This is a genomic window from Pseudarthrobacter woesei, assembly GCF_055412745.1.
The window spans coordinates 1-19237 of record NZ_JBVAYU010000003.1; the positions used below are offsets into that span (position 1 = coordinate 1).

The 19237-nt window shown below is 69.3% G+C and carries 14 protein-coding genes and 1 pseudogene; 11 read left to right on the forward strand and 4 right to left on the reverse strand.

The annotated features are described in order from the left end of the window. From ACZYZE_RS05525 to hemL, 8 genes and pseudogenes are all read left to right on the forward strand, one after another. Window positions 1-292: pseudogene (locus ACZYZE_RS05525) on the forward strand (hypothetical protein); the annotation flags it as partial. 96 nt (window positions 293-388) lie between these two features. Continuing rightward, window positions 389-1114, forward strand: a complete 726-nt coding sequence (gene hemQ, locus ACZYZE_RS05530) for a hydrogen peroxide-dependent heme synthase (protein WP_463906714.1) — start codon at window positions 389-391, stop codon at window positions 1112-1114. Beyond that, window positions 1111-2391: a ferrochelatase gene (locus tag ACZYZE_RS05535; RefSeq protein WP_459316899.1), complete on the forward strand. Its 1281-nt coding sequence runs from the start codon at window positions 1111-1113 to the stop codon at window positions 2389-2391. The genes hemQ and ACZYZE_RS05535 overlap by 4 nt, the downstream gene beginning before the upstream one ends. Beyond that, window positions 2388-3386 (forward strand): hydroxymethylbilane synthase, encoded by a 999-nt coding sequence (hemC, locus tag ACZYZE_RS05540; RefSeq protein WP_459316898.1) that lies wholly within the window; start codon window positions 2388-2390, stop codon window positions 3384-3386. The genes ACZYZE_RS05535 and hemC overlap by 4 nt, the downstream gene beginning before the upstream one ends. Before the next feature lie 44 nt (window positions 3387-3430). Next, the gene (locus ACZYZE_RS05545) at window positions 3431-4330 is read left to right on the forward strand and encodes a uroporphyrinogen-III synthase (RefSeq protein WP_459316897.1); all 900 of its coding nucleotides are present in this window, start codon (window positions 3431-3433) and stop codon (window positions 4328-4330) included. Next, a complete protein-coding gene (hemB, locus tag ACZYZE_RS05550) occupies window positions 4327-5307 on the forward strand; it encodes a porphobilinogen synthase (RefSeq protein WP_459316896.1) in 981 nt (326 codons plus the stop codon). The genes ACZYZE_RS05545 and hemB overlap by 4 nt, the downstream gene beginning before the upstream one ends. Beyond that, the gene (locus ACZYZE_RS05555) at window positions 5307-6410 is read left to right on the forward strand and encodes an LLM class flavin-dependent oxidoreductase (protein WP_459316895.1); all 1104 of its coding nucleotides are present in this window, start codon (window positions 5307-5309) and stop codon (window positions 6408-6410) included. Before hemB ends, ACZYZE_RS05555 begins: the two co-directional genes overlap by 1 nt. Window positions 6411-6433: 23 nt before the next feature. Beyond that, window positions 6434-7765 (forward strand): glutamate-1-semialdehyde 2,1-aminomutase, encoded by a 1332-nt coding sequence (hemL, locus tag ACZYZE_RS05560; RefSeq protein ID WP_459316894.1) that lies wholly within the window; start codon window positions 6434-6436, stop codon window positions 7763-7765. Window positions 7766-7860: 95 nt separating this feature from the next. Here the strand turns inward: hemL and ACZYZE_RS05565 are convergent, their stop codons facing one another. The 4 genes from ACZYZE_RS05565 to ACZYZE_RS05580 all read right to left on the reverse strand — a co-directional run bounded on the left by ACZYZE_RS05565 (window position 7861) and on the right by ACZYZE_RS05580 (window position 11382). Then, on the reverse strand, window positions 7861-8598 hold the full coding sequence (locus ACZYZE_RS05565) for an amino acid ABC transporter ATP-binding protein (RefSeq protein WP_463906716.1): 738 nt from the start codon (window positions 8596-8598) through the stop codon (window positions 7861-7863). Further along, complete coding sequence (locus tag ACZYZE_RS05570; RefSeq protein WP_459316892.1) at window positions 8595-9359, reverse strand: amino acid ABC transporter permease; 765 nt, start codon at window positions 9357-9359, stop codon at window positions 8595-8597. Before ACZYZE_RS05570 ends, ACZYZE_RS05565 begins: the two co-directional genes overlap by 4 nt. Before the next feature lie 3 nt (window positions 9360-9362). Then, window positions 9363-10298, reverse strand: coding sequence for an ABC transporter substrate-binding protein (locus ACZYZE_RS05575; protein WP_463907139.1), 936 nt, complete (start codon window positions 10296-10298; stop codon window positions 9363-9365). A gap of 373 nt (window positions 10299-10671) precedes the next feature. Then, window positions 10672-11382 (reverse strand): 3'-5' exonuclease, encoded by a 711-nt coding sequence (locus tag ACZYZE_RS05580; protein WP_463906717.1) that lies wholly within the window; start codon window positions 11380-11382, stop codon window positions 10672-10674. A gap of 161 nt (window positions 11383-11543) precedes the next feature. Between ACZYZE_RS05580 and ACZYZE_RS05585 the strand changes: the two genes are divergently transcribed. From ACZYZE_RS05585 to ACZYZE_RS05595, 3 genes are all read left to right on the forward strand, one after another. After that, the gene (locus tag ACZYZE_RS05585; protein WP_463906719.1) at window positions 11544-11960 is read left to right on the forward strand and encodes an MGMT family protein; all 417 of its coding nucleotides are present in this window, start codon (window positions 11544-11546) and stop codon (window positions 11958-11960) included. Window positions 11961-12013: 53 nt separating this feature from the next. After that, window positions 12014-15352: an ATP-dependent helicase gene (locus ACZYZE_RS05590; protein WP_463907141.1), complete on the forward strand. Its 3339-nt coding sequence runs from the start codon at window positions 12014-12016 to the stop codon at window positions 15350-15352. Window positions 15353-15462: 110 nt separating this feature from the next. Then, window positions 15463-18903 (forward strand): ATP-dependent helicase, encoded by a 3441-nt coding sequence (locus ACZYZE_RS05595; RefSeq protein ID WP_463907143.1) that lies wholly within the window; start codon window positions 15463-15465, stop codon window positions 18901-18903. Window positions 18904-19237: the final 334 nt, after the last annotated feature.

Sequence of the window (19237 nt, forward strand, 5' to 3'; positions counted from 1 at the left end):
GGCAGCCGTCGAGGCCCAGGCACCGGCGGCGCCCGAGGCGCCCGGCGAGGCGCCGGCCGGACCTCACGCACCCTCGGAAGCCGCCGGCACACCGTCCGCCGCGGCCGCGACGACGCCCGCGCCGGGTGGCTCCGCCCCGCCGTCGGCCGCACCGCGCTCGGGCAGTATGTCCTTGGAGGCCACCTCATCGCGGGAGCCGGCGGGAGCCTCGCCCCTGCTCGGCTGGGGCATCAGCCTCGTCGCCCTGTCCCTGATCGCCGGCGCAGTCGTCCTGCGGATGCGCCGGGTCTGAGCTCCCACCGCCGAAAAGTGTGAACTCGGACACTTCTACGCGTTGTAGAAGTGATGTTTTTCGACTTAGCCTCAGCGAGGAGGCAGACTGGTATCCATGAGCCACACTTCTGCCGAATCTGTCACTAAAACCGGATCAGTAACCGGATCAGCAAGCGAAGAATCAGCCGGGCAGTTCTTTACCCTCTGGACGGTTTTCAAGCGATCCGCCGACGTGCTCCGCAGCGTCGATGCTGCCGCGGAGTTCGATGCCCTCACGGCACGGCTGGCCGGGGCGGGAGTGATCCACCGCGGCAGCTACGACGTCTCCGCCCTGCGCGCAGACGCCGATATCATGATCTGGCTGCACGGGCCCCAGCCCGAAGCGCTCCAGCGGGCGGTCCGTGACATCCGCCGCAGCAAGCTGTTCGCCGGCACCGAGATCGCCTGGTCCGCCATGGGCGTGCACCGCGAGGCCGAGTTCGCCAAGAACCACACACCGGCCTTCTCCCGCGGTGTGGAACCGGCGGAGTGGCTGTGCGTCTACCCCTTCGTCCGCTCCTACGAGTGGTACCTGCTGCCCGACGCCGAGCGCGGCGCGATGCTCCGGGACCACGGCATGCTGGGCCGCGACTTCCCCCAGGTCATCTCCAACACCGTCTCCTCCTTCGCCCTCGGTGACTGGGAATGGATCCTGGGCCTCGAGGCCCCCGAACTCGTGGACCTCGTGGACCTGATGCGCCACCTGCGCTCCACCGAAGCCCGCCACCACGTCCGCGAAGAAATTCCGTTCTACACCGGCCGCCGGGTAACGGCCGCCGAGATTGCCGAGGTCCTTGCATGAGCCCCCTGGAGTCCCGGGAAACCGCCGCCGCCACCTCCGTGAACGAGGCTACCGAGTCGGGCCGGATGGCCCCCAAGGAGTACGACGCCGTGCTCCTCGCCTCCTTCGGCGGACCCGAAGGCCAGGATGACGTCATCCCGTTCCTGCGCAACGTCACGCGCGGGCGCGGCATCCCGGACGCGCGGCTCGAAGAGGTCTCGCACCACTACCGCGCCAACGGCGGCATCAGCCCGATCAACGAGCTGAACCGCAAGCTGAAGGCCGGCATCGAGAACGAACTTGCCGCCCGCGGGATCGAGCTGCCGGTGTTCTGGGGCAACCGCAACTGGGCCCCGTACATCCCGCAGACGCTCGCGGACATCCACGACGCCGGGCACCGCAAGGTCCTTATGGTCACCACGAGTGCCTACTCCTGCTACTCCAGCTGCCGCCAGTACCGCGAGGACATCGGCATCGCGCTGACCGAATCCGGCCTGGACGGGAAGCTCGAAGTCGACAAGGTACGCCAGTACTTCGACCACCCCGGATTCGTGGAGCCTTTCGTCGAAGGCACCGCCAGGGGCCTCGCCGACGTCCGCGCCCGGCTCGCCGCTGCCGGCACCCCGGACGCGCCCGTGCAGATCCTGTTCGCCACGCACTCCATCCCCACCCGCGACGCCGAAGCCGCCGGGCGCTCCGAGGGCGAACCGCGCCACTTCGAGGCAGACTCCGCCTACGTCGCCCAGCACCTCGCTTCCGGCACCGAGGTCATCCGCCGGGTGGAGGCCGAGACCGGCGACACCGCTCCGTGGTCCCTCGTCTACCAGTCCCGCTCCGGCGCCCCGCACACACCGTGGCTGGAACCCGATATCAACGACGCCATCGAGGAACTCGCCGGCCAGGGTGTCAAGGGCATCGTGATCGTTCCCCTGGGCTTCGTCAGCGACCACATGGAAGTCGTCTGGGACCTCGACACCGAGGCGCTGGAAACCTGCGGCAGGCTCGGGCTCGCCGCGACCCGCGTCCCCACCCCCGGCACGCACCGCAAGTTCGTCGCCGGCATCGTGGACCTGATCTGTGAACGGACGGCCACGAACAACATCGCCGAGCGCCCGCACCTGACCACGCTGGGCCCCTGGTACGACGTCTGCCGGCCGGGCTGCTGCGCCAACTTCCGCGGCGACAAGCCCACCATCGCCGGAGCCGATACGACCACCGGCACCGGCCACGATCCCTACCCGGCGGACGCCTCCGCGGCGGGCACGCCTGCTCCGGCTGCGGGTCGGAAAACCCCGTGACCGTCCGGATCGGCACCCGCGCCAGCAAACTGGCGCTCACCCAGACCCAGCAGACCGCGGACCAGCTGGCCGCTGTCGGCGGGTTCCCGGTAGAGCTGGTCCACATCCGCACCGACGGTGATGTGCTCACCGGCTCGCTGTCCCAGATGGGCGGCACCGGCGTCTTTGTCGCCGCCCTGCGCGATGCCCTGCTGCAGGAAAAATGCGACATCGCAGTGCACTCGCTCAAGGACCTGCCCACCGGCGCGGCACCCGGGCTGACGCTCGCGGCCACGCCGAAACGCGTCGACGTCCGCGATGTGCTCTGCGCGCGCGACGGGCTCAAGCTCGCCGACCTGCCCACCGGCGCCACCGTCGGCACCGGCTCCCCGCGACGCGCGGCCCAGCTGCGCGCTGCCCGCCCGGACCTGGACATCCGCGACATCCGCGGCAACGTGGACACCCGCCTTGGCCGCGTCCCCGGGCTGCCGGGCAACGGCACCGACGCCGTCGTTGACGGCAGGAGCTGCGACCTCGACGCCGTTGTGCTCGCCGCCGCCGGACTGCACCGGATCGGCCGGCTCGACGCCGTCAGCGAATACCTTGAACCCGACATTATGCTGCCGGCCGCCGGCCAGGGCTCGCTCGCGATCGAATGCCGCAGCGCCGATGCGCCGCGCAAGGCAGGGTCCACGGAAGGCTCGCAAGGCGTGCTGGCGCAGGCCCTGGCCGCCCTCGACGATCCGGACACCCGGCTGGCCGTGACCGCCGAGCGCGCACTGCTGGCCCGCCTCGAGGCCGGCTGCGCCGCACCGGTGGGCGCCCACGCATACCGCAAGGGCAGCATGCTGTACCTCGAGGCCGTGGTCTGCGCCGTCGACGGCACCGCCTCAATCCGGGACAAGAAGGCCACCGACGGGCTGACTGAAGTCGGCGCAACCCTGCTGGGGATCGAGCTGGCCGAGGTCCTGCTGGCGCGCGGAGCCGCCGACATCGCGGACCTGGCCGCTTCCTGAACCGCGGAATCCATCAGCTCATGGGACGGCACAGTAAACCCGGAATGAGGGTGCCCGACGGTGCCCGCGTGCTGGTTGCCCGCAGCCCGGACCGCGCGGGGGAGCTCGTCTCGGCCCTTCGCGGGGTCGGGGCAGAGCCCCTGCTGCTGCCGCTGATCGACTTTGAGCAGGCCCGCGACCAGCATTCCCTGGACGTCGCCTTCGATGCCCTGGGTGCCGGGGCCTACAGCTGGCTCGTGATCAGCAGCGTGACCACTGTCCAGGCCCTTGAGGCGAAGGCCGCCGAGCGCGGCACCTCGCTCAGCGCCTGGCTGCCCGGCAGCATCCTGGTGGCCACGATCGGCCCGGCGACACGCCGTGTCCTGGAGTCCCGGGGCATCAGCGTCGACCTTGCACCCACGGGCCAGCAATCCGGAACAGGCCTGCTTGACATCTGGCCCGAAAACCAGGGCAGCGTGCTCCTGCCGCAGGCGGACATCGCCGACCCGCGGCTCCGCCGGGGCCTCGAAGCACGAGGCGCGTCAGTCCAGGCCGTCACCGCCTACAACACCGTGGACTACCCGGCCGATCCGCGCCGAGGCCTCCCCGCCAGCCAGCCGGCACTGCAACACCATGATCCTGCGAACGGTGCCGCGGCCGCGGTGCTCACCGCTGCCGAGGCCAAAGCCGAAATCGGCGCCGGCCGGATGCACGCCGTCGTCGCCGCCTCGCCCAGCGCCGCGCGCCGCATCCACGCGGACCTCGCCCCGCTGGGCGACTGCCGTTTCGTCGCCATCGGACGCTCGACGGCGGCGGCGGCGGAGTCCCTCGGGCTCACCGTTGCCTCCGTCGCCGGGGAGCCCACCGCCTCCGGCCTGGTGGCCGCCGTCGTCCGGTCCCTGGATCCCCAACCGTCCCCACCTCGACAGTCAGCCGCAGCGCACTCAGCAAAGGACACCCAATGAGCTTCCCGACCCACCGCCCCCGCCGGCTCCGCACCACCCCGGCCATGCGCAGGCTGACGGCCGAACACCGCCTCTCGGCCGCGGAACTCATCCTGCCCGCCTTCATCCGTGAAGGCCTCACCGAGCCGAACCCCATTGCCTCGATGCCAGGCGTGCAGCAGCACACCACCGACTCGCTGAAGCGAGCCGCAGCCGAAGCCGTCGAACGCGGAGTCGGCGGCATCATGCTGTTCGGGATCCCCGCGGTCCGAGACGCCACCGGCACCGCGTCGCTGGACCCCGAGGGCGTGCTGAACAAGGCCATCCGGGACGTCCGCGCCGAGGTGGGCGACGACCTTGTGATCATGAGCGACGTCTGCCTTGACGAATTCACCGACCACGGCCACTGCGGGGTCCTCGACGCCAACGGCTACGTGGACAATGACGCCACCCTGGAGATCTACGGCAGGATGGCCGTTGCCCAGGCCGAAGCCGGCGCCCACATGCTCGGGCCTTCCGGCATGATGGACGGCCAGGTCGCCGTGATCCGGCAGGCGCTGGAAGAAGCCGGCCACACCAACACCGCCGTCGTCGCGTACGCCGCGAAGTACGCCTCGGCGTTCTACGGACCCTTCCGCGAGGCCGTCGATTCGCAGCTAAAGGGCGACCGCCGCACCTACCAGATGGACGCGGCGAACCGCCGCGAAGCGATCCTCGAAGTGGAGCTGGACCTCGCCGAAGGCGCCGACATCGTGATGGTGAAGCCCGCCATGAGCTACCTCGACATCCTCGCCGACGTCGCGGCCATGAGCCCGGTGCCGGTCGCGGCGTACCAGATCTCCGGGGAATACTCGATGATCGAAGCCGCCGCCGCCAACGGCTGGATCGACCGCCGCGCCGCGATCACCGAGTCCGTCCTGGGCATCAAACGCGCCGGGGCCAACATGGTCCTGACCTACTGGGCGAGCGAGCTCGCCGGCTGGCTGAAGGAGTCCTGATGACCGCGTCAACCGCGTCTGGCCAGGCAGCGAGCCCCACCGCCCCCGTGGGCCCGGGCCGCATCCTGCTGGGCCTGAACACCTTTGGCGACGTGGGGGTCTTCCCCGACGGGCATCCCGTCCCGCATGCGCAGGTGCTGCGCCAGCTGCTGGAACAGGCAGAGCTCGCCGATGAGGTGGGGCTTCATGCCTTCGGCGTGGGGGAGCACCACCGCCGCGACTTCGCCGTCTCTGCCCCCGAGGTGTTCCTGGCCGCCGCGGCGGCCCGGACCAGGAACATCCGGCTCGGCTCGGCCGTGACCGTCTTGAGCTCCGATGACCCCATCCGGGTCTTCCAGCGCTTTTCCACCGTGGATGCCATCGCCAACGGCCGGGCCGAGATCATGCTGGGCCGCGGTTCCTTCGTGGAATCCTTCCCGCTGTTCGGCCTCGACCTGGCCGACTACGAGGTCCTGTTCGAGGAGAAACTTGAACTCTTCGACAAGGCCCGGGCGCAGGAGCCCATCCGCTGGGAGGGCCGCACCCGGCCGGCCCTCAACGGGCTCAGCGTCTACCCGCCGCTGGAGCACCACCTGCTGCCGGCCTGGATCGGCGTCGGCGGGACCCCCGAATCGGTGCTGCGCTGCGCGGAATACGGCTATCCGATCATTTTCGCCATTATCGGCGGCCAGCCGCGGTCGTTTGCGCCGCTCGCGGACCTGTACCGCGAGGCCATGGTCAAGTACGGCCACCCGATGCAGCAGATGGCCACCCATTCACCGGGCCACGTTGCCGCCACCGACGAGGAAGCACGGGAAGAGCTCTTCCCGCACTGGCTCGGCCAGCGCAACCGGATCGGCGCCGAGCGCGGCTGGGGTCCGGGGAGCCGCGCCGAGTTCGACGCCATGTGCACGCCGGAGGGCGCTCTCTATGTTGGCTCGCCGGACACCGTCGCCGCGAAGATCGCGCTGCTCAAGAAGAACCTCGGCGTGGACCGCTTCGACCTCAAATACAGCAACGGCACCCTGCCGCACGCCGCCATGATGCGGTCCATCGAGCTGTTCGGCACCGAGGTGGCACCCCGGGTGGCCACCCTGCTGGCCGGGGCTGCGCCACTCCATTGAACGCGACTGAAAGAATAGGGACCATGACTTCCAGCCACCCTCGCAACGAGGAACTCTTCGACCGCGCCCGCCAACTGATGCCGGGCGGCGTCAACTCGCCGGTCCGCGCGTTCGGCTCCGTCGGCGGGACGCCGCGGTTTATGGTCTCCGCCAGGGGCCCCTACCTCACCGACGCCGACGGCGCCGAGTACGTGGACCTGGTCTGCTCCTGGGGCCCGGCGCTGCTGGGACATGCACACCCGGCAGTCCTCGCGGCCGTGCACGCCGCCGTCGACCGCGGACTGTCCTTCGGCGCCTCGACGCCGGACGAGTCCAACCTCGCGGCAATCGTCAAGGACCGAGTCCCCGCCGCCGAGCGGGTCCGGATGGTGTCCACCGGCACGGAGGCGACCATGACGGCCGTCCGGCTGGCCCGCGGCTTCACCGGCCGCGACCTCATCGTCAAGTTCGCCGGCTGCTACCACGGCCACCTCGACAGCCTCCTTGCCGCCGCCGGGTCCGGCCTGGCCACCCTGGCCCTGCCCGGCTCCGCCGGCGTCACCGCGGCCACCGCCGCCGAGACCCTCGTGCTGCCCTACAACGACCTGGCCGCCGTCGAAGCGGCCTTCGCCACACACGGTGCGAACATCGCCGCCGTCATCACCGAGGCCGCGCCCGCGAACATGGGCGTGGTCACCCCCGGCGAGGGCTTCAACGCCGGCCTGTCCCGGATCACGCGCGAACACGGTTCCCTGTTGATTCTCGACGAGGTCCTCACCGGCTTCCGGACCGGCTACTCCGGCTATTGGGGGCTGACCGGCGGTGCGGCTGACACGGCCCAGCCCTGGACCCCGGACCTGCTGACCTTCGGCAAGGTCATCGGCGGCGGGATGCCGACGGCGGCCCTCGGCGGACGTGCCGACGTTATGGACCACCTCGCCCCGCTGGGCCCGGTCTACCAGGCCGGCACGCTGTCCGGCAATCCGGTGGCCATGGCCGCCGGCGTCGCGACCCTGACCCACGCCACCCCGGAGGTTTACTCCTTCGTGGATGCCCGCTCACTGGAGCTCTCTGCGGCGCTGTCGTCGGCGCTGGAGACGGCCGGCGTCGACCATTCGATCCAGCGCGCCGGGAACCTGTTCTCGGTAGCGTTCGGCACCTCCGCCCGCGGCGTGCACAACTACGACGACGCCCAGGGCCAGGAAGTCTTCCGCTACGCGCCGTTCTTCCACTCCATGCTGGATTCCGGGGTGTACCTGCCGCCGTCGGTCTTCGAAGCCTGGTTCCTGTCCGCCGCGCACGACGACGCCGCGATGAACCGGATCTTCGACGCCCTGCCCGCCGCGGCGAAGGCGGCGGCTGCCGCGAAGGCGTAGTCCCCGGAGGCTGCGCCTGTTCCGACGTCGTCCTTAGAATACAATGGGCACCCGCCGCGGCGGGTGCCCAAAGTTTAAGCTGCAGCCCTGCGGTGTTACAGGACGTCAGAGAGGAAGCCCTGCAACCGTTCGGTCTGCGCGTTCGTGAAGAGCTGCTCCGGCGGACCGGACTCCACCACGACGCCGGCATCCATGAAGGTGACGGTGTCCGAGACGTTTCGGCAGAACCCCATCTCGTGGGTCACCACCACCATGGTCATGCCGCCCTTGGCGAGGTCGGCCATGAGCGCCAGGACACCTTTGACGAGCTCCGGGTCGAGGGCGGAGGTGGCCTCGTCGAAGAACATCACTTCGGGCTTCATGGCCAGCGCACGGGCGATCGCCACGCGCTGCTGCTGCCCGCCGGAGAGGTTTGCCGGGCGGGCGTCCGCCTTGTGCTTGAGCCCGACCAGGTCCAACTGCTCGAGGGCTTGGACCCGTGCCTGTTCAGCCGGCAGCTTGCGGAGCTTGCGCAGCGCGAGCGAGACGTTGTCCACCACGGTTTTATGCGGGAACAGGTTGAACTGCTGGAACACCATCCCGATCCGCTGGCGCAGCTCATCCGGGTTGTCCTTCAGGACGGAGCGGCCATCCAGCAGGATGTCGCCCTGGTCGGGCTCGATCAGGCGGTTCATCACCCGGAGCAGGGTCGACTTACCGGACCCGGAGGGGCCGATCACCGACGCGGTGGTGCCCTTCTCGACGTGCAGGTCGATGCCGCGGAGAACGTGGTTTGTGCCGAAGGACAGGTGCAGGTTCTTGCCGGTCAGCGAGCCGGAGGCGAATTCACTCATGGCTGTGCTCCCTTCCCGATCAGGGCCGCGGCGTCGTCCGGCTGGGGCTTCTCCGGACGGCCGGTGCGCAGCCGGTTATCGATGTAATTGACCAGATGGGTGAGTGGAACGGTCAGTATGAGGTACATCGCAGCGGCGGCGATCAGTGGGGAAAGATTCCCTGTGTTGGCCGCTGCGTCGTTGCCGATCCGGAAGATTTCACGCTGGCTGGCCAGCAGGCCCAGCAGGTAGATCAGGGACGAATCCTTAATGAGCGAAATGAACTGGTTGACCAGGGCCGGGAGCACTCGGCGGATGCCCTGCGGGATCACCACGAGGCGCATGGAGGAGCCGTAGCTGAATCCCAGTGCCCGGGACGCCTCCAGCTGGCCCTTCTCCACGCTCTGGATGCCCGAGCGGAAGATCTCGCCGATATAGGCCGACGCCATGAGTGTCAGTGCCAGGATTCCGAGCGGGAACGGGTTTGTTGAACCGGTCAGTTGCCTGATCACGGGTCCGAGCCCGATCCCGATGAGCAGGATGACCACGATCGCGGGCACCCCGCGGAAGATATCCGTGTAGATCCTGGACAGCCAACGGAGCGCACTGTTGCGGGACGTGCCCATGATGGCCAGAATCATGCCCAGGATGCACCCGAGCACGCCCGAGGAAACCGCCAGGATCAGGGTGTTCGGCAGGCCGACCGTAAGCATGTTCGGTACGACAGCTGCCATCGCCTCCCAGTCAAAGAAGGTCTTTACGAGTTGATCGAGGGCATCCATGGACTAGGGCTTCGGGACGGTGACGGCCTTGGAACCCGGGGACCAAGTGGCCGGGGTCTCGCGGTCCGGGTACCATTCCTTGGTCAGCTTGGACCAGGTGCCGTCGGCGATCACGGCGTCCAGGCCGGAGTTGAGGGCATCGATGAGCGGCTGGTTTTCCGAGTTCACTGCATATGAGGTGAAGTTCTGGGTGTTCACAACCGACTCGGCGATGACCGTGCCATCGCCGTCCTTGACCTGGCCGGTGGCCTGCTGGGACGGGGCGACCCATGCGTCCACCTGGCCGTTCTTCAGGTTGGCGTAGGCGGTGTTGTAGTCCTCGAAGCGGACGGGCTCGATCTGGAGGGTGTTCGTGACGTAGTCGTCCTGCACGGTGCCCTGGACCACGGCAATGCGGGTGTCCTTGGTCAGGTCTTTGAAGCCCTTGACCTTGTCGTCCTTCTTGGCGACAACGGCCATGTAGCCGAAGTCGTAGCCGTTGGTGAAGCCCACGGTCTTGCGGCGCGCGTCCGTAGTGGAGATCGAGGAGGATCCAAGGTCGAACTGCTTGTTCTGGACCTGGGAGAGCAGGGACGCGAAGCCGGTCGCCTTGAACTCGACCTTGAGGTCCAGCTTTGCAGCGACCGCGCGCAGGAGCTCGTTGTCGTAGCCGGTGAACTTGCCGGACTTGTCGATGAAGATGTTCGGCGGTGCGTCCGAGAGCGTTCCGACTGTCAGGGTTCCATCGCTCAGGAGGCCCAGCTTGGACTTATCGATCTTGTCCAGGGGAGTGACGTCTTTGGTCGTGTACTTGTCCAGGGACGTCTGGTCGCTCCCGGCGAGGGCGTCGCTGGGCGTTCCGCTCGGCGCGGCTGTTCCGCCGCCGCACGCCGCCAGGGAGACGGCAACGGCAATCGCCACAGGAACGGTAGTCAGCCACTTCATCGCTTTGGATTTCATCACGCAAATCACTTTCATCGGAAGTTCAGGGATCGCGGGGACCACGGAACGGTCCCCGGCTTGCGGGCTTGGGTACCCGTTTGGGCAGGCAATCCGCGAAATATAAGTGTGTCACCTGACTCGGGGGCCCATTGAATCCGAATTAGTACAGGTCGATTACTGATGTCACCGAATGTTCTTCACACGTTCGCGTGATCGGCAGTGATCTGGGCAACGCGGGACGGGTCCAGCGGAATGATTGGCGTGGCCGGGGGCGGTGGCTTGAGGCTCGGGGGTGTGTGAGTTCGGTCGCAATCGCTGGTGTTGCGGGCTTCAGGCGTCTAGCAATCGTGGGCCCGCGCTCGAACGTTTCGTTTTAAGAAGTCCTGGAGCCCTAGAACTCGCCGCGGCTGGCGTCCTCGGGCGGCAGTACCGGCCACTCGCCTTCGATGACGGCGGCGGGCTTGGTCTTGCGCAGGTACGTCTGGAAATCGGCGGCCTGCGAGGAGGCCCACTCAATCTGGAGCTGGTGCAGGTGGCTGGCCGGCATCCGCAGCTTGGGGAACTTCCCGGCCATGGCGTCGAGCATCCGCAGGGTGGCCAGCGCGTCGGCCGCCGAGGTGTGTGCGTTGTCCAGGTTGACGCCATACTCCTCGCAGAGGGCGGTGAGTGTGCGCTTGCCCTTGCGGTAGCGGTCCACCTGCTTGTTCATGATGTACGGGTCCAGGACCGGGAAACGGCTCAGCTGGGGAACCCCGTAGCGGGCCGATTCGGCGGCGAGCACGGTGAAGTCGTAGCTGGCGTTGAAGGCGATGACCGGGACACCGGTGTCGAACAACTCCTGGAGCACGGCGGCAACTTCCCGCGTCACCTCCGCGGCGGGACGGCCTTCGCGGCGTGCCTGCTCGGTGGTGACGCCGTGGATGTCGCTGGCTTCCGTCGGGATCTCCACGCCCGGGTCCGCGAGCCATTCGTGCTCCTTGATAATTCCGCCGTCGGAGTCCACCACGGTGACCGATGCTGTGACGATTCTCGCTGATCGGGAGTTCCGGCCGGTGGTTTCAAGGTCGAAGGCTGCGCGGGGGAGGGTGTTCCAGGTGCTCATGCTTCAACGCTACCTGCTGCCACCGACGGTATTGCGCCACCACCCCGCGCCCCGGCCCGGCATAGCGGCCCGGCATGTCATCGCCCGCGCCTAGCGGCCGGAGGGGCCGTGCCGGCAGGGCGGCCGCCCGCTCCGATGCCCCCGGCCGCTAGGCTTGCGTCATGCGGATGGAGTATGTGGAGGCGGTGCTGGAACTTGTGGCACTCATCCCCGCCGGCGCAGCCGTGGCCTACGGCGACGTCGCCGAACTCCTCGGGTCCGGCGGGGCCCGGCAGGTGGGTTCGGTGATGAGCCATCACGGCAGCATGGTCCCGTGGTGGCGGGTTCTCAAGGCCAGCGGTGACGCGCCTCCCGGCCACGAGCGCGAGGCGCTCACCCTGTACATCCTGGAAGGCACGCCGCTGCTGGGAAGTTATGCGGAATACCTCCGCAGCGGAGAGGGGCGCTGGCGGGTGGACATCATGGCCGCGCGATGGGCCCCGTCCGATGGCGACTTCGACCGAATTGACGCCATTGCCGAGCGACTGGGGCGATCCTCGCATAAACTGTCGGCCCCTGATGATGAAATGACTGTGTGAGCATCCCCAGCCAAACCCCTGATTCGCCGCAGCCTAAATCGCCCGGGACCGCACTGCTTACAAAGGGCGCATTCCGTGGCGGCAGATCCGGCACATCCGGTTCATCCCTTCGCCTGCTGCCGCCGCGCAAGCAGCACAGCGCAGTCCCCGTGCTCTCGGCCGACCAGTTTGCCGCCGTCGACGTCCCGCACGGTTCCGGCCCCGTCCTTGTCCCCGGGGCACCGGGCACGGGCAAATCGACGGTACTGGTCGAGGCCGCCGTCCGCCGCGCGCAGCGGGACGGCCTGGACCCGGAACGAATGCTCATCCTGGCGCCCGGGCGGCTTGCCGCCGATTCACTCCGGGACCGCTTCACCGCACGGCTGGACCGGAGTCTGAGTACGACGCCGGCCCGCACCTGGGCGTCGTACGCCTTCGATTTGATCCGGCGCGCCAAGGCGGAAGGCATCCTGCCGCTGCCGCGTCCGCCGAAGCTCCTCTCCGGCCCGGAGCAGGACCTCATCATCAAGGAACTGCTTGAAGGGCACGCGCAGCCGGGGCTGGAGCTGCCCTGGCCCTTGGACCTGGGGGCAGCCCTGCAGACCCGCGGCTTCCGGCAGGAAGTCCGCCAGCTCTTCGACCGGATCATTGAATCGGGCCGCACCGCCGACGACCTTGTTGTCCTCGCGGGGCGCTGCCACCGGCCGGACTGGGTCGCCGCGGCGGCGCTGTATGCCGAATACCGCGACGTCCTGGACCTGCGGATGCCCGAAGCCTTCGACCCGGCCGGCATCATCACCGCCGCGCGCCAGATCTTCCAGGACGCGCCGGATTTCCTCGCCGCCGAGCGGGAGCGGCTCCAGCTGGTGCTGGTGGACGACATCCAGGAAGCCAACCCCGCCATCTTCGAACTGCTCGCGGACATCGCCGCCGGCAAGGACGCCATCGTCACCGCATCCCCGGACACCGTCGTCCAGGGATTCCGCGGCGCCCGCCCGGACCTCGTGGCCGAACTGCCCCGCCTGCTGGCACACGCCGCCGGCACCGTCCTGGAGCGGCCGCTCTGGACCGCCCACCGCCACACCCCCGCCGTGGCCGAGGCCTGGCTCTCGGTGGCCGGGCGCATCTCCCGACGCGCCGGCGGGCAGTCCGCGCGGCGGCTCGAACAGCCGGCACCGCCTGAACAGCCGGCAGATCCTGCGGCAGCACGTCCCGACGGCGGCTCCTCCGCGGGCTGCGTTGAGGCGCACCTGCTGCCGTCGCCGGTGCACGAACTGCGCTACGTGGCGCAGCGGATCCTGGAAGCCCAGCTCAACGACGGCCGCGAACTCAGCGACATCGCCGTCATCGTCCGCAACGGCGGCCAGCTCAGCCAGCTGCAGCGCTACCTCGCCGGCCAGGGCATTCCGGTCCGGATTCCGGTGGCCGAATCAGCCGTCCGCGATGAAGTCGCCGTGCGGCCGCTGCTGGACGCCTACACGGTTGCCCTGGACCCTGCCATGCTCACGGCCGAGGCTGCTGTCTCCCTGCTGACCTCCCGGGTTGGCGGAGCCACCTCGATCGAACTGCGCAGGCTGCGCCAGTCACTGCGCCGTGAGGACATCCTGGGCGGCGGCGGGCGCACCAGTGACGTGCTCCTCGTCGAGGCGCTGCTGGAGCCCGGTGCCCTGGCCACGATCGGCATCGAGGGCCACTCCGCACGCCGGGTGGCCCGGATGATCCAGGCCGGCCGGGAAGCCGCGGAGGCGCCGGGCGGGAACGCCGAAACGGTGCTGTGGGCGCTGTGGAACTCTACCGGCCTCGCCCCGCGCTGGACCGAGGCGGCGCTGGCCGGGGGAGCGGCCGGCGCCCGCGCAGACCGGGACCTCGATGCCATGATGGCCCTCTTCCACACCGCCGAACGCTATGTGGACCAGCTGCCCGGTTCCGGGCCTGAACAGTTCCTGGAGTACCTGCTCAGCCAAGAGCTCCCGATGGACACCCTGGCCGCGAGGGCACAGCTGGAGGAAGCCGTGGAACTCATGACCCCGGCCAGCGCCGCCGGGCGGGAATGGCCGGTCGTGATCGTCCCCGGGCTGCAGGAAGGCGTGTGGCCCAACACCAGGCTCCGCGGCGAGCTGCTCGGCAGCACCCTGTTCGCGGACGCCGTCGAGCACGGGGTGGAGTATGCCCTGCAGCTGGATCCGCTCAGCCGGCTGCGCGAAATCCGCTATGACGAGCTGCGCAGCTTTTCCACCGCGGTGTCCCGGGCCCGGCAGGTGCTGATCTGCACCGCCGTCTCCTCGGAGGACGAACAGCCCTCCTCTTTCCTCGACTATGTGGCACCCTTGGACCCGGACCAGGACCGGCGCGGTTTCACCCCGGTGGAACGGCCGCTGACCCTGCGCGCCCTCGTGGCCGAACTGCGCCAGTACGCCCAGCTGGATGCGCCCGAAGCCCTGGAAGCAACCGCCGTACTCGGCGCCCTCGCAGCTGCGGAACCGCACGTGCCGGGATCGCACCCGGCCGACTGGTGGGGCCTTGCGCCGCTGTCCTCCGAAGAGCCCGTGGTCCCGCCGGGGAGCACCGTCTACGTCTCGCCGTCGAAGGTTGAAACGGTGCAGAAATCGCCGCTCGACTGGTTCGTCCAGGCCGCCGGCGGAGAGGCGGCAACCGACTTTGCCCGCAGCCTCGGCACCCTTGTACACGCCATCGCGCAGGACCTCCCGGATGCCTCGGGCGGCGAATACGTCGCCGAACTCGTCCGCCGCTGGCCCGCGCTCGGGATGAAGGACAACTGGGAAGGCAAGCTGGACTTCCAGCGCGCCGAATCCATGGTCCGGAAGCTGGCCCAGTACGTGCTGCTCATGCGCAGCGAGGGCCGGTCCCTGGCCGGCGTCGAGCAGGACTTCGAAGTCAAGCTCCCTGACGTAGCGGCAACTGCCGGTAGCACCGGCGAAGCCGGTACCGGCGCCGGCGGCGAGCCCTGGCCTGCCCGCCCAGCGGTGCTGCGCGGGCAGGTCGACCGGCTGGAGATCGACGCCGAGGGCCGGCTGGTGGTTGTGGACCTCAAGACCGGCAAACGCCAGCCGGGCAAGGCCGATCTCGAGCGGCATCCCCAGCTGGGCGCGTACCAGGCGGCCGTGCTCGCCGGAGGATTTGCCGGCCCCGACGACGGCCCGCCCCCGCTTCCGGGCGGCGCCGTCCTGGCGCAGCTCGGCACTACCACCAAGAGCCCCGGGGTCCAAGCCCAGAAACCGCTGGATCCGGCGGACAACTGGGCGCTTGAGATGGTGGGCGACGCTGCCCGGGTCATGTCCGGGAGTACCTTCGAGGCCCGCCACGACCCTTCCAAGGGCGGCCAGGGCGGCCACGGCTGCCGGCTGCCCGAGGTCTGCCCGCTTTGCGCCCGCGGAAAGCAGGTGACCGAATGACCGCCGACGCATCACCGGCAGCGGAGCCCTTCACCGGCAGCGGAGCCCGTCCTGCCGCTCCACCCGTCCGCCTGCCCACTCCGCGGTTCACCCCCGAGGAAGTCGCCAGGATGCTGGGGGAGAAGAACAGCCCCACGGCCGAGCAGTCCCTCATCATTTCTTCGCCCCTGGCGCCGCGGCTCGTGATCGCCGGCGCCGGCTCGGGGAAGACCGCCACGATGGCGGACCGGGTGGTGTGGCTGGTCGCCAACGGCTGGGTCCGGCCGGAGGAAGTGCTCGGCGTGACCTTTACCCGCAAGGCCGCCGGGGAACTGGCCACCCGCATCCGTGCCAAGCTGGCCGCTCTGGCGCGCATTGCCGCGGAAGACACCGCGAACAACGTCTTCCCTGCCGGGCTGCTGAGCACTGACGCTCTCGAGCCCAAGGTCTCCACCTACCATTCCTACGCCAGCGGGATCGTGTCCGACTACGGGCTCCGGCTCGGCGTCGAACGCGACGTGGTGCTGCTTGGGGGCGCCCAGTCCTTCCAGCTCGCCAGCGAGGTGGTGGAAGCGTTCGACGGCGACTACGAGCACTTTCACTCCGCCAAGTCCACCCTGGTCAAGGCGGTCATCCAACTCGCAGGCGAATGCGCGGAGCATCTCCAGGATCCGGCCGGAGTCCGCGACTGGCTGCTGGAACGCGTCGGCGAGTTCGAGGCGCTGCCCTACCTCGCCACCGCCAAGAAAAATCCCAGCCAGGCCGCAAGGGAGTTGAGCGCCCTGTTGCGCACCCGGGCCAGCGTCGCTGACATGGTCGGCCGATACACCGACGCCAAACGGGCCCGGGGCGCCCTGGACTTCGGTGACCTTGTCGCCCTCGCAGCCCGGGTGGCCAACGAGATTCCGGTTGCCGCGGAAACCGAACGCCAAAAGTACAAGGTGGTGCTGCTGGACGAGTTCCAGGACACCTCGCACGCCCAGCTAGTCCTCTTTTCCAGGCTTTTCGGCGACGGGCACGCCGTGACCGCGGTGGGGGACCCTAACCAGTCGATCTACGGCTTCCGCGGCGCGTCCGCCGGCCAGCTCTTCCACTTCGTCCGCGAATTCCCGATCCGGCTGGACGCCGACTCCGACGCTGTGGGTTCCACGGCCCCGCGCGTTGCCGCGGCTCCGACGTCGTACCTCACCACTGCCTGGCGCAACGGCCGGAACATCCTCTCCGCCGCCAACGTCATTTCCGCCCCGCTCAGCAAGGCCGCGGCTCACACCGGCGCCGCAGGGGCACGGGCCACCAACGGGGCTGTCGAGGTCCCTCCGCTGCAGCCCAGCCCGGCCGCGGTCCAGGGCCGCGTGGTGATGGGCCGTTTTGGTACCGACGAGGACGAGGCCGCGGCGATCGCCGCCGATGTCCTGACGTTCCGGGTGACCGATTTTGACGGGTCGGCAGCGGAGCCTGAGCCGCCCGCGATGGCGGTGCTGTGCCGCCGGCGCGCCCAAATGGAATGCATTCGCCGGGAATTCGAGGTGCGTGGGATCCCGTATGAGATCGTCGGCCTCGGCGGTCTGCTGGATACCCCGGAGATCGTGGACCTGGTGGCAACCCTCCGGGTCCTGGCCGATCCGGGCCGCTCAGACTCCCTGATGCGTCTGCTGGCCGGTGCGCGCTGGCGGATCGGCCCCGCAGATCTGATGGCTTTCCGCGACTGGTCGAGCTTCCTCGCCCGACGCAGGGGACGCCCCGGCAGCCCGGAGACGGATGACGACACCAACACCGACACCGACGACGGCGCGGACGCGGTGGTGATCGAGGGCGACCTCACGGATGCCGCCAGTCTGGTCGAGGCGCTGGACTGGCTGCCGCGCGAGGGCTGGACGTCCGCGAACGGCCGGCGGCTGAGCCCCGAAGCCCAGGAACGGCTCCACCGGCTCTCGGCCGAACTCCGCCAGCTGCGCGGCTACCTGGGCGATGACCTCACCACCCTGCTCGGCGAGGTGGAGCGGGCCATGCTGTTGGACATCGAAGTCGCGGCCCGGCCCGGGATCAGCATCCACCAGGCACGCCGGAACCTGGATGCCTTCCAGGACGCCGCCGCCGGATTCCTGCACACCTCCCGGCGCGTCGACGTCCTCGCCTTCCTCGCCTGGCTCGAGGCCGCGGCCGCGGAGGAAAACGGCCTCGACGCGGCCGCGCCGGAAGTGAACCACGAAGCCGTGCAGCTCCTGACGGTACACGCGTCCAAGGGCCTGGAATGGGACGTTGTGTTCGTTCCGGGGCTCAACGCCGGGGCGTTTCCCAGCAGCCGGGACTCGCGCTGGAGCAGCGGCAGCGCAGCCCTGCCCTGGCCGCTGCGCGGGGACCGTGCGGACCTGCCGCAGTGGGATCTCGACCACCCCGATCAGAAGGGCTGGCTCGACGCCGAGAAGGAATTCAAGTCCGCCGTTCAGGTCCACGGGGAGGCCGAGGAACGCCGGCTTGCCTATGTGGCCTACACCCGGGCGAAATATGTCCTCTGGGTGTCCAGCGCCGCCTGGGTGGGCTCCCGGGCCGGGATGGCGGAAATGTCGCCGTTCCTGGCCGGGCTTGAGGTTTTGTCGGCCGAGGGTGCCGCGGAAATCCACCCGCTCTCCGTCAACGAGGAATTGCTGCCGGAGGAGAGCCCGCTGACCGCGGAACTCGAAGTGGCAGGGTGGCCGTATGACCCCCTCGAGGGGCCGATCGACCCTCGGACGGGCTCGCGGATCCGGCTCGTCGCGGGCCGCCGGGTTGCGATGGAAGCGGCTGCCGCACGGGTGCTGCAATCGCTCGATTCGGACATCCTCGATCCGGCCGTGATTGCTGAACGGGCTGCAGTCCAGGCCGGCGGGGAATCCCGGCGCCCGCTGCGCGGCCCTGCCGCGGGCTGGGCCCGCGAGGCCGCGACGCTGCTGGAACGCCGGTCCCGGCGGACCACGATGCACGACGTCCACCTCCCAAGTCACATCTCGGCGTCCACTCTGGTGGATCTGGAAGAGGACGCAGGCTCCGTCGTCGCCCGGCTGCGGCGGCCGGTTCCACGGGAGCCCGGGATGTCCGCCCGCAAGGGCACGGCTTTCCACGCCTGGGTGGAGGAGTATTTCGGCACCACCGGCATACTGGACCTCGGCGAGGAGGCCGGCTCGGATGACCATATCGACGTGGCGTACGGCCTGGACTCCATGGTGGAGACTTTCCGCCGGTCCGAGTGGGCACACCGTGCCCCGGCGCATGTCGAGGTGCCCGTGGAAACGCGGATCGGAGACGTCGTCGTCCGTGGCCGGATCGACGCCGTCTTCCGGGATGCCGACGGCGGCTGGGACCTCGTGGACTGGAAGACCGGTCGCCGGCCCTCGGCTTCCCAGCTGAAGGTCAAGGCCGTCCAGCTTGCCGTCTACCGGCTCGCCTGGTCGCGCCTTAAGGGCGTCCCGCTGCACCAGGTGCGGGCAGCGTTCTACTACGTTGCGGACAACCAGGTAGTCCGGCCGCATGACCTGGGGTCGGCGGAGCGGCTCGAAGGGATAGTGGCCGCGGCCCTCGGGCAGGCCAGGAGCTAGCGGCCCAGCGTCGCTGACCCGCCGTGCCCGGGTTCGACGCCTGTCGGGCGCGTCCCGCGGAGCGGTGGAGTTCCAGGTTTCTGGGAAACGGAGTCCCGATGTGAAGCGCTATCGTGCGGTGGTCAGTGAGTTCCGCACAAAAGGACTCACAAAGAGGACAGGTCCTCGTGCCGTGCCCCCGCCCACCGGCGTCGCCCGCGACCGGCGTGCCGCCGGCACCACCGCAGCCTGGCCAGCGGGCATTTTCGTTGGTTCGTCGGCGTCTGGGTCTGGGTCAAAGGCGGGATCACCGGGCCCGGGGACATGCCCGGTGCCGGGGCTGGCGGGTGGACAT

Coding starts and splice junctions, on each gene's coding strand:
- hemQ (WP_463906714.1), top strand. CDS start 389: ATGAGCCACACTTCTGCCGAATCTGTCACTAAAACCGGATCAGTAACC.
- ACZYZE_RS05535 (WP_459316899.1), top strand. CDS start 1,111: ATGAGCCCCCTGGAGTCCCGGGAAACCGCCGCCGCCACCTCCGTGAAC.
- ACZYZE_RS05545 (WP_459316897.1), top strand. CDS start 3,431: ATGAGGGTGCCCGACGGTGCCCGCGTGCTGGTTGCCCGCAGCCCGGAC.
- hemB (WP_459316896.1), top strand. CDS start 4,327: ATGAGCTTCCCGACCCACCGCCCCCGCCGGCTCCGCACCACCCCGGCC.
- ACZYZE_RS05555 (WP_459316895.1), top strand. CDS start 5,307: ATGACCGCGTCAACCGCGTCTGGCCAGGCAGCGAGCCCCACCGCCCCC.
- hemL (WP_459316894.1), top strand. CDS start 6,434: ATGACTTCCAGCCACCCTCGCAACGAGGAACTCTTCGACCGCGCCCGC.
- ACZYZE_RS05565 (WP_463906716.1), bottom strand. CDS start 8,598: ATGAGTGAATTCGCCTCCGGCTCGCTGACCGGCAAGAACCTGCACCTG.
- ACZYZE_RS05570 (WP_459316892.1), bottom strand. CDS start 9,359: ATGGATGCCCTCGATCAACTCGTAAAGACCTTCTTTGACTGGGAGGCG.
- ACZYZE_RS05575 (WP_463907139.1), bottom strand. CDS start 10,298: ATGAAATCCAAAGCGATGAAGTGGCTGACTACCGTTCCTGTGGCGATT.
- ACZYZE_RS05580 (WP_463906717.1), bottom strand. CDS start 11,382: ATGAGCACCTGGAACACCCTCCCCCGCGCAGCCTTCGACCTTGAAACC.
- ACZYZE_RS05585 (WP_463906719.1), top strand. CDS start 11,544: ATGCGGATGGAGTATGTGGAGGCGGTGCTGGAACTTGTGGCACTCATC.
- ACZYZE_RS05595 (WP_463907143.1), top strand. CDS start 15,463: ATGCTGGGGGAGAAGAACAGCCCCACGGCCGAGCAGTCCCTCATCATT.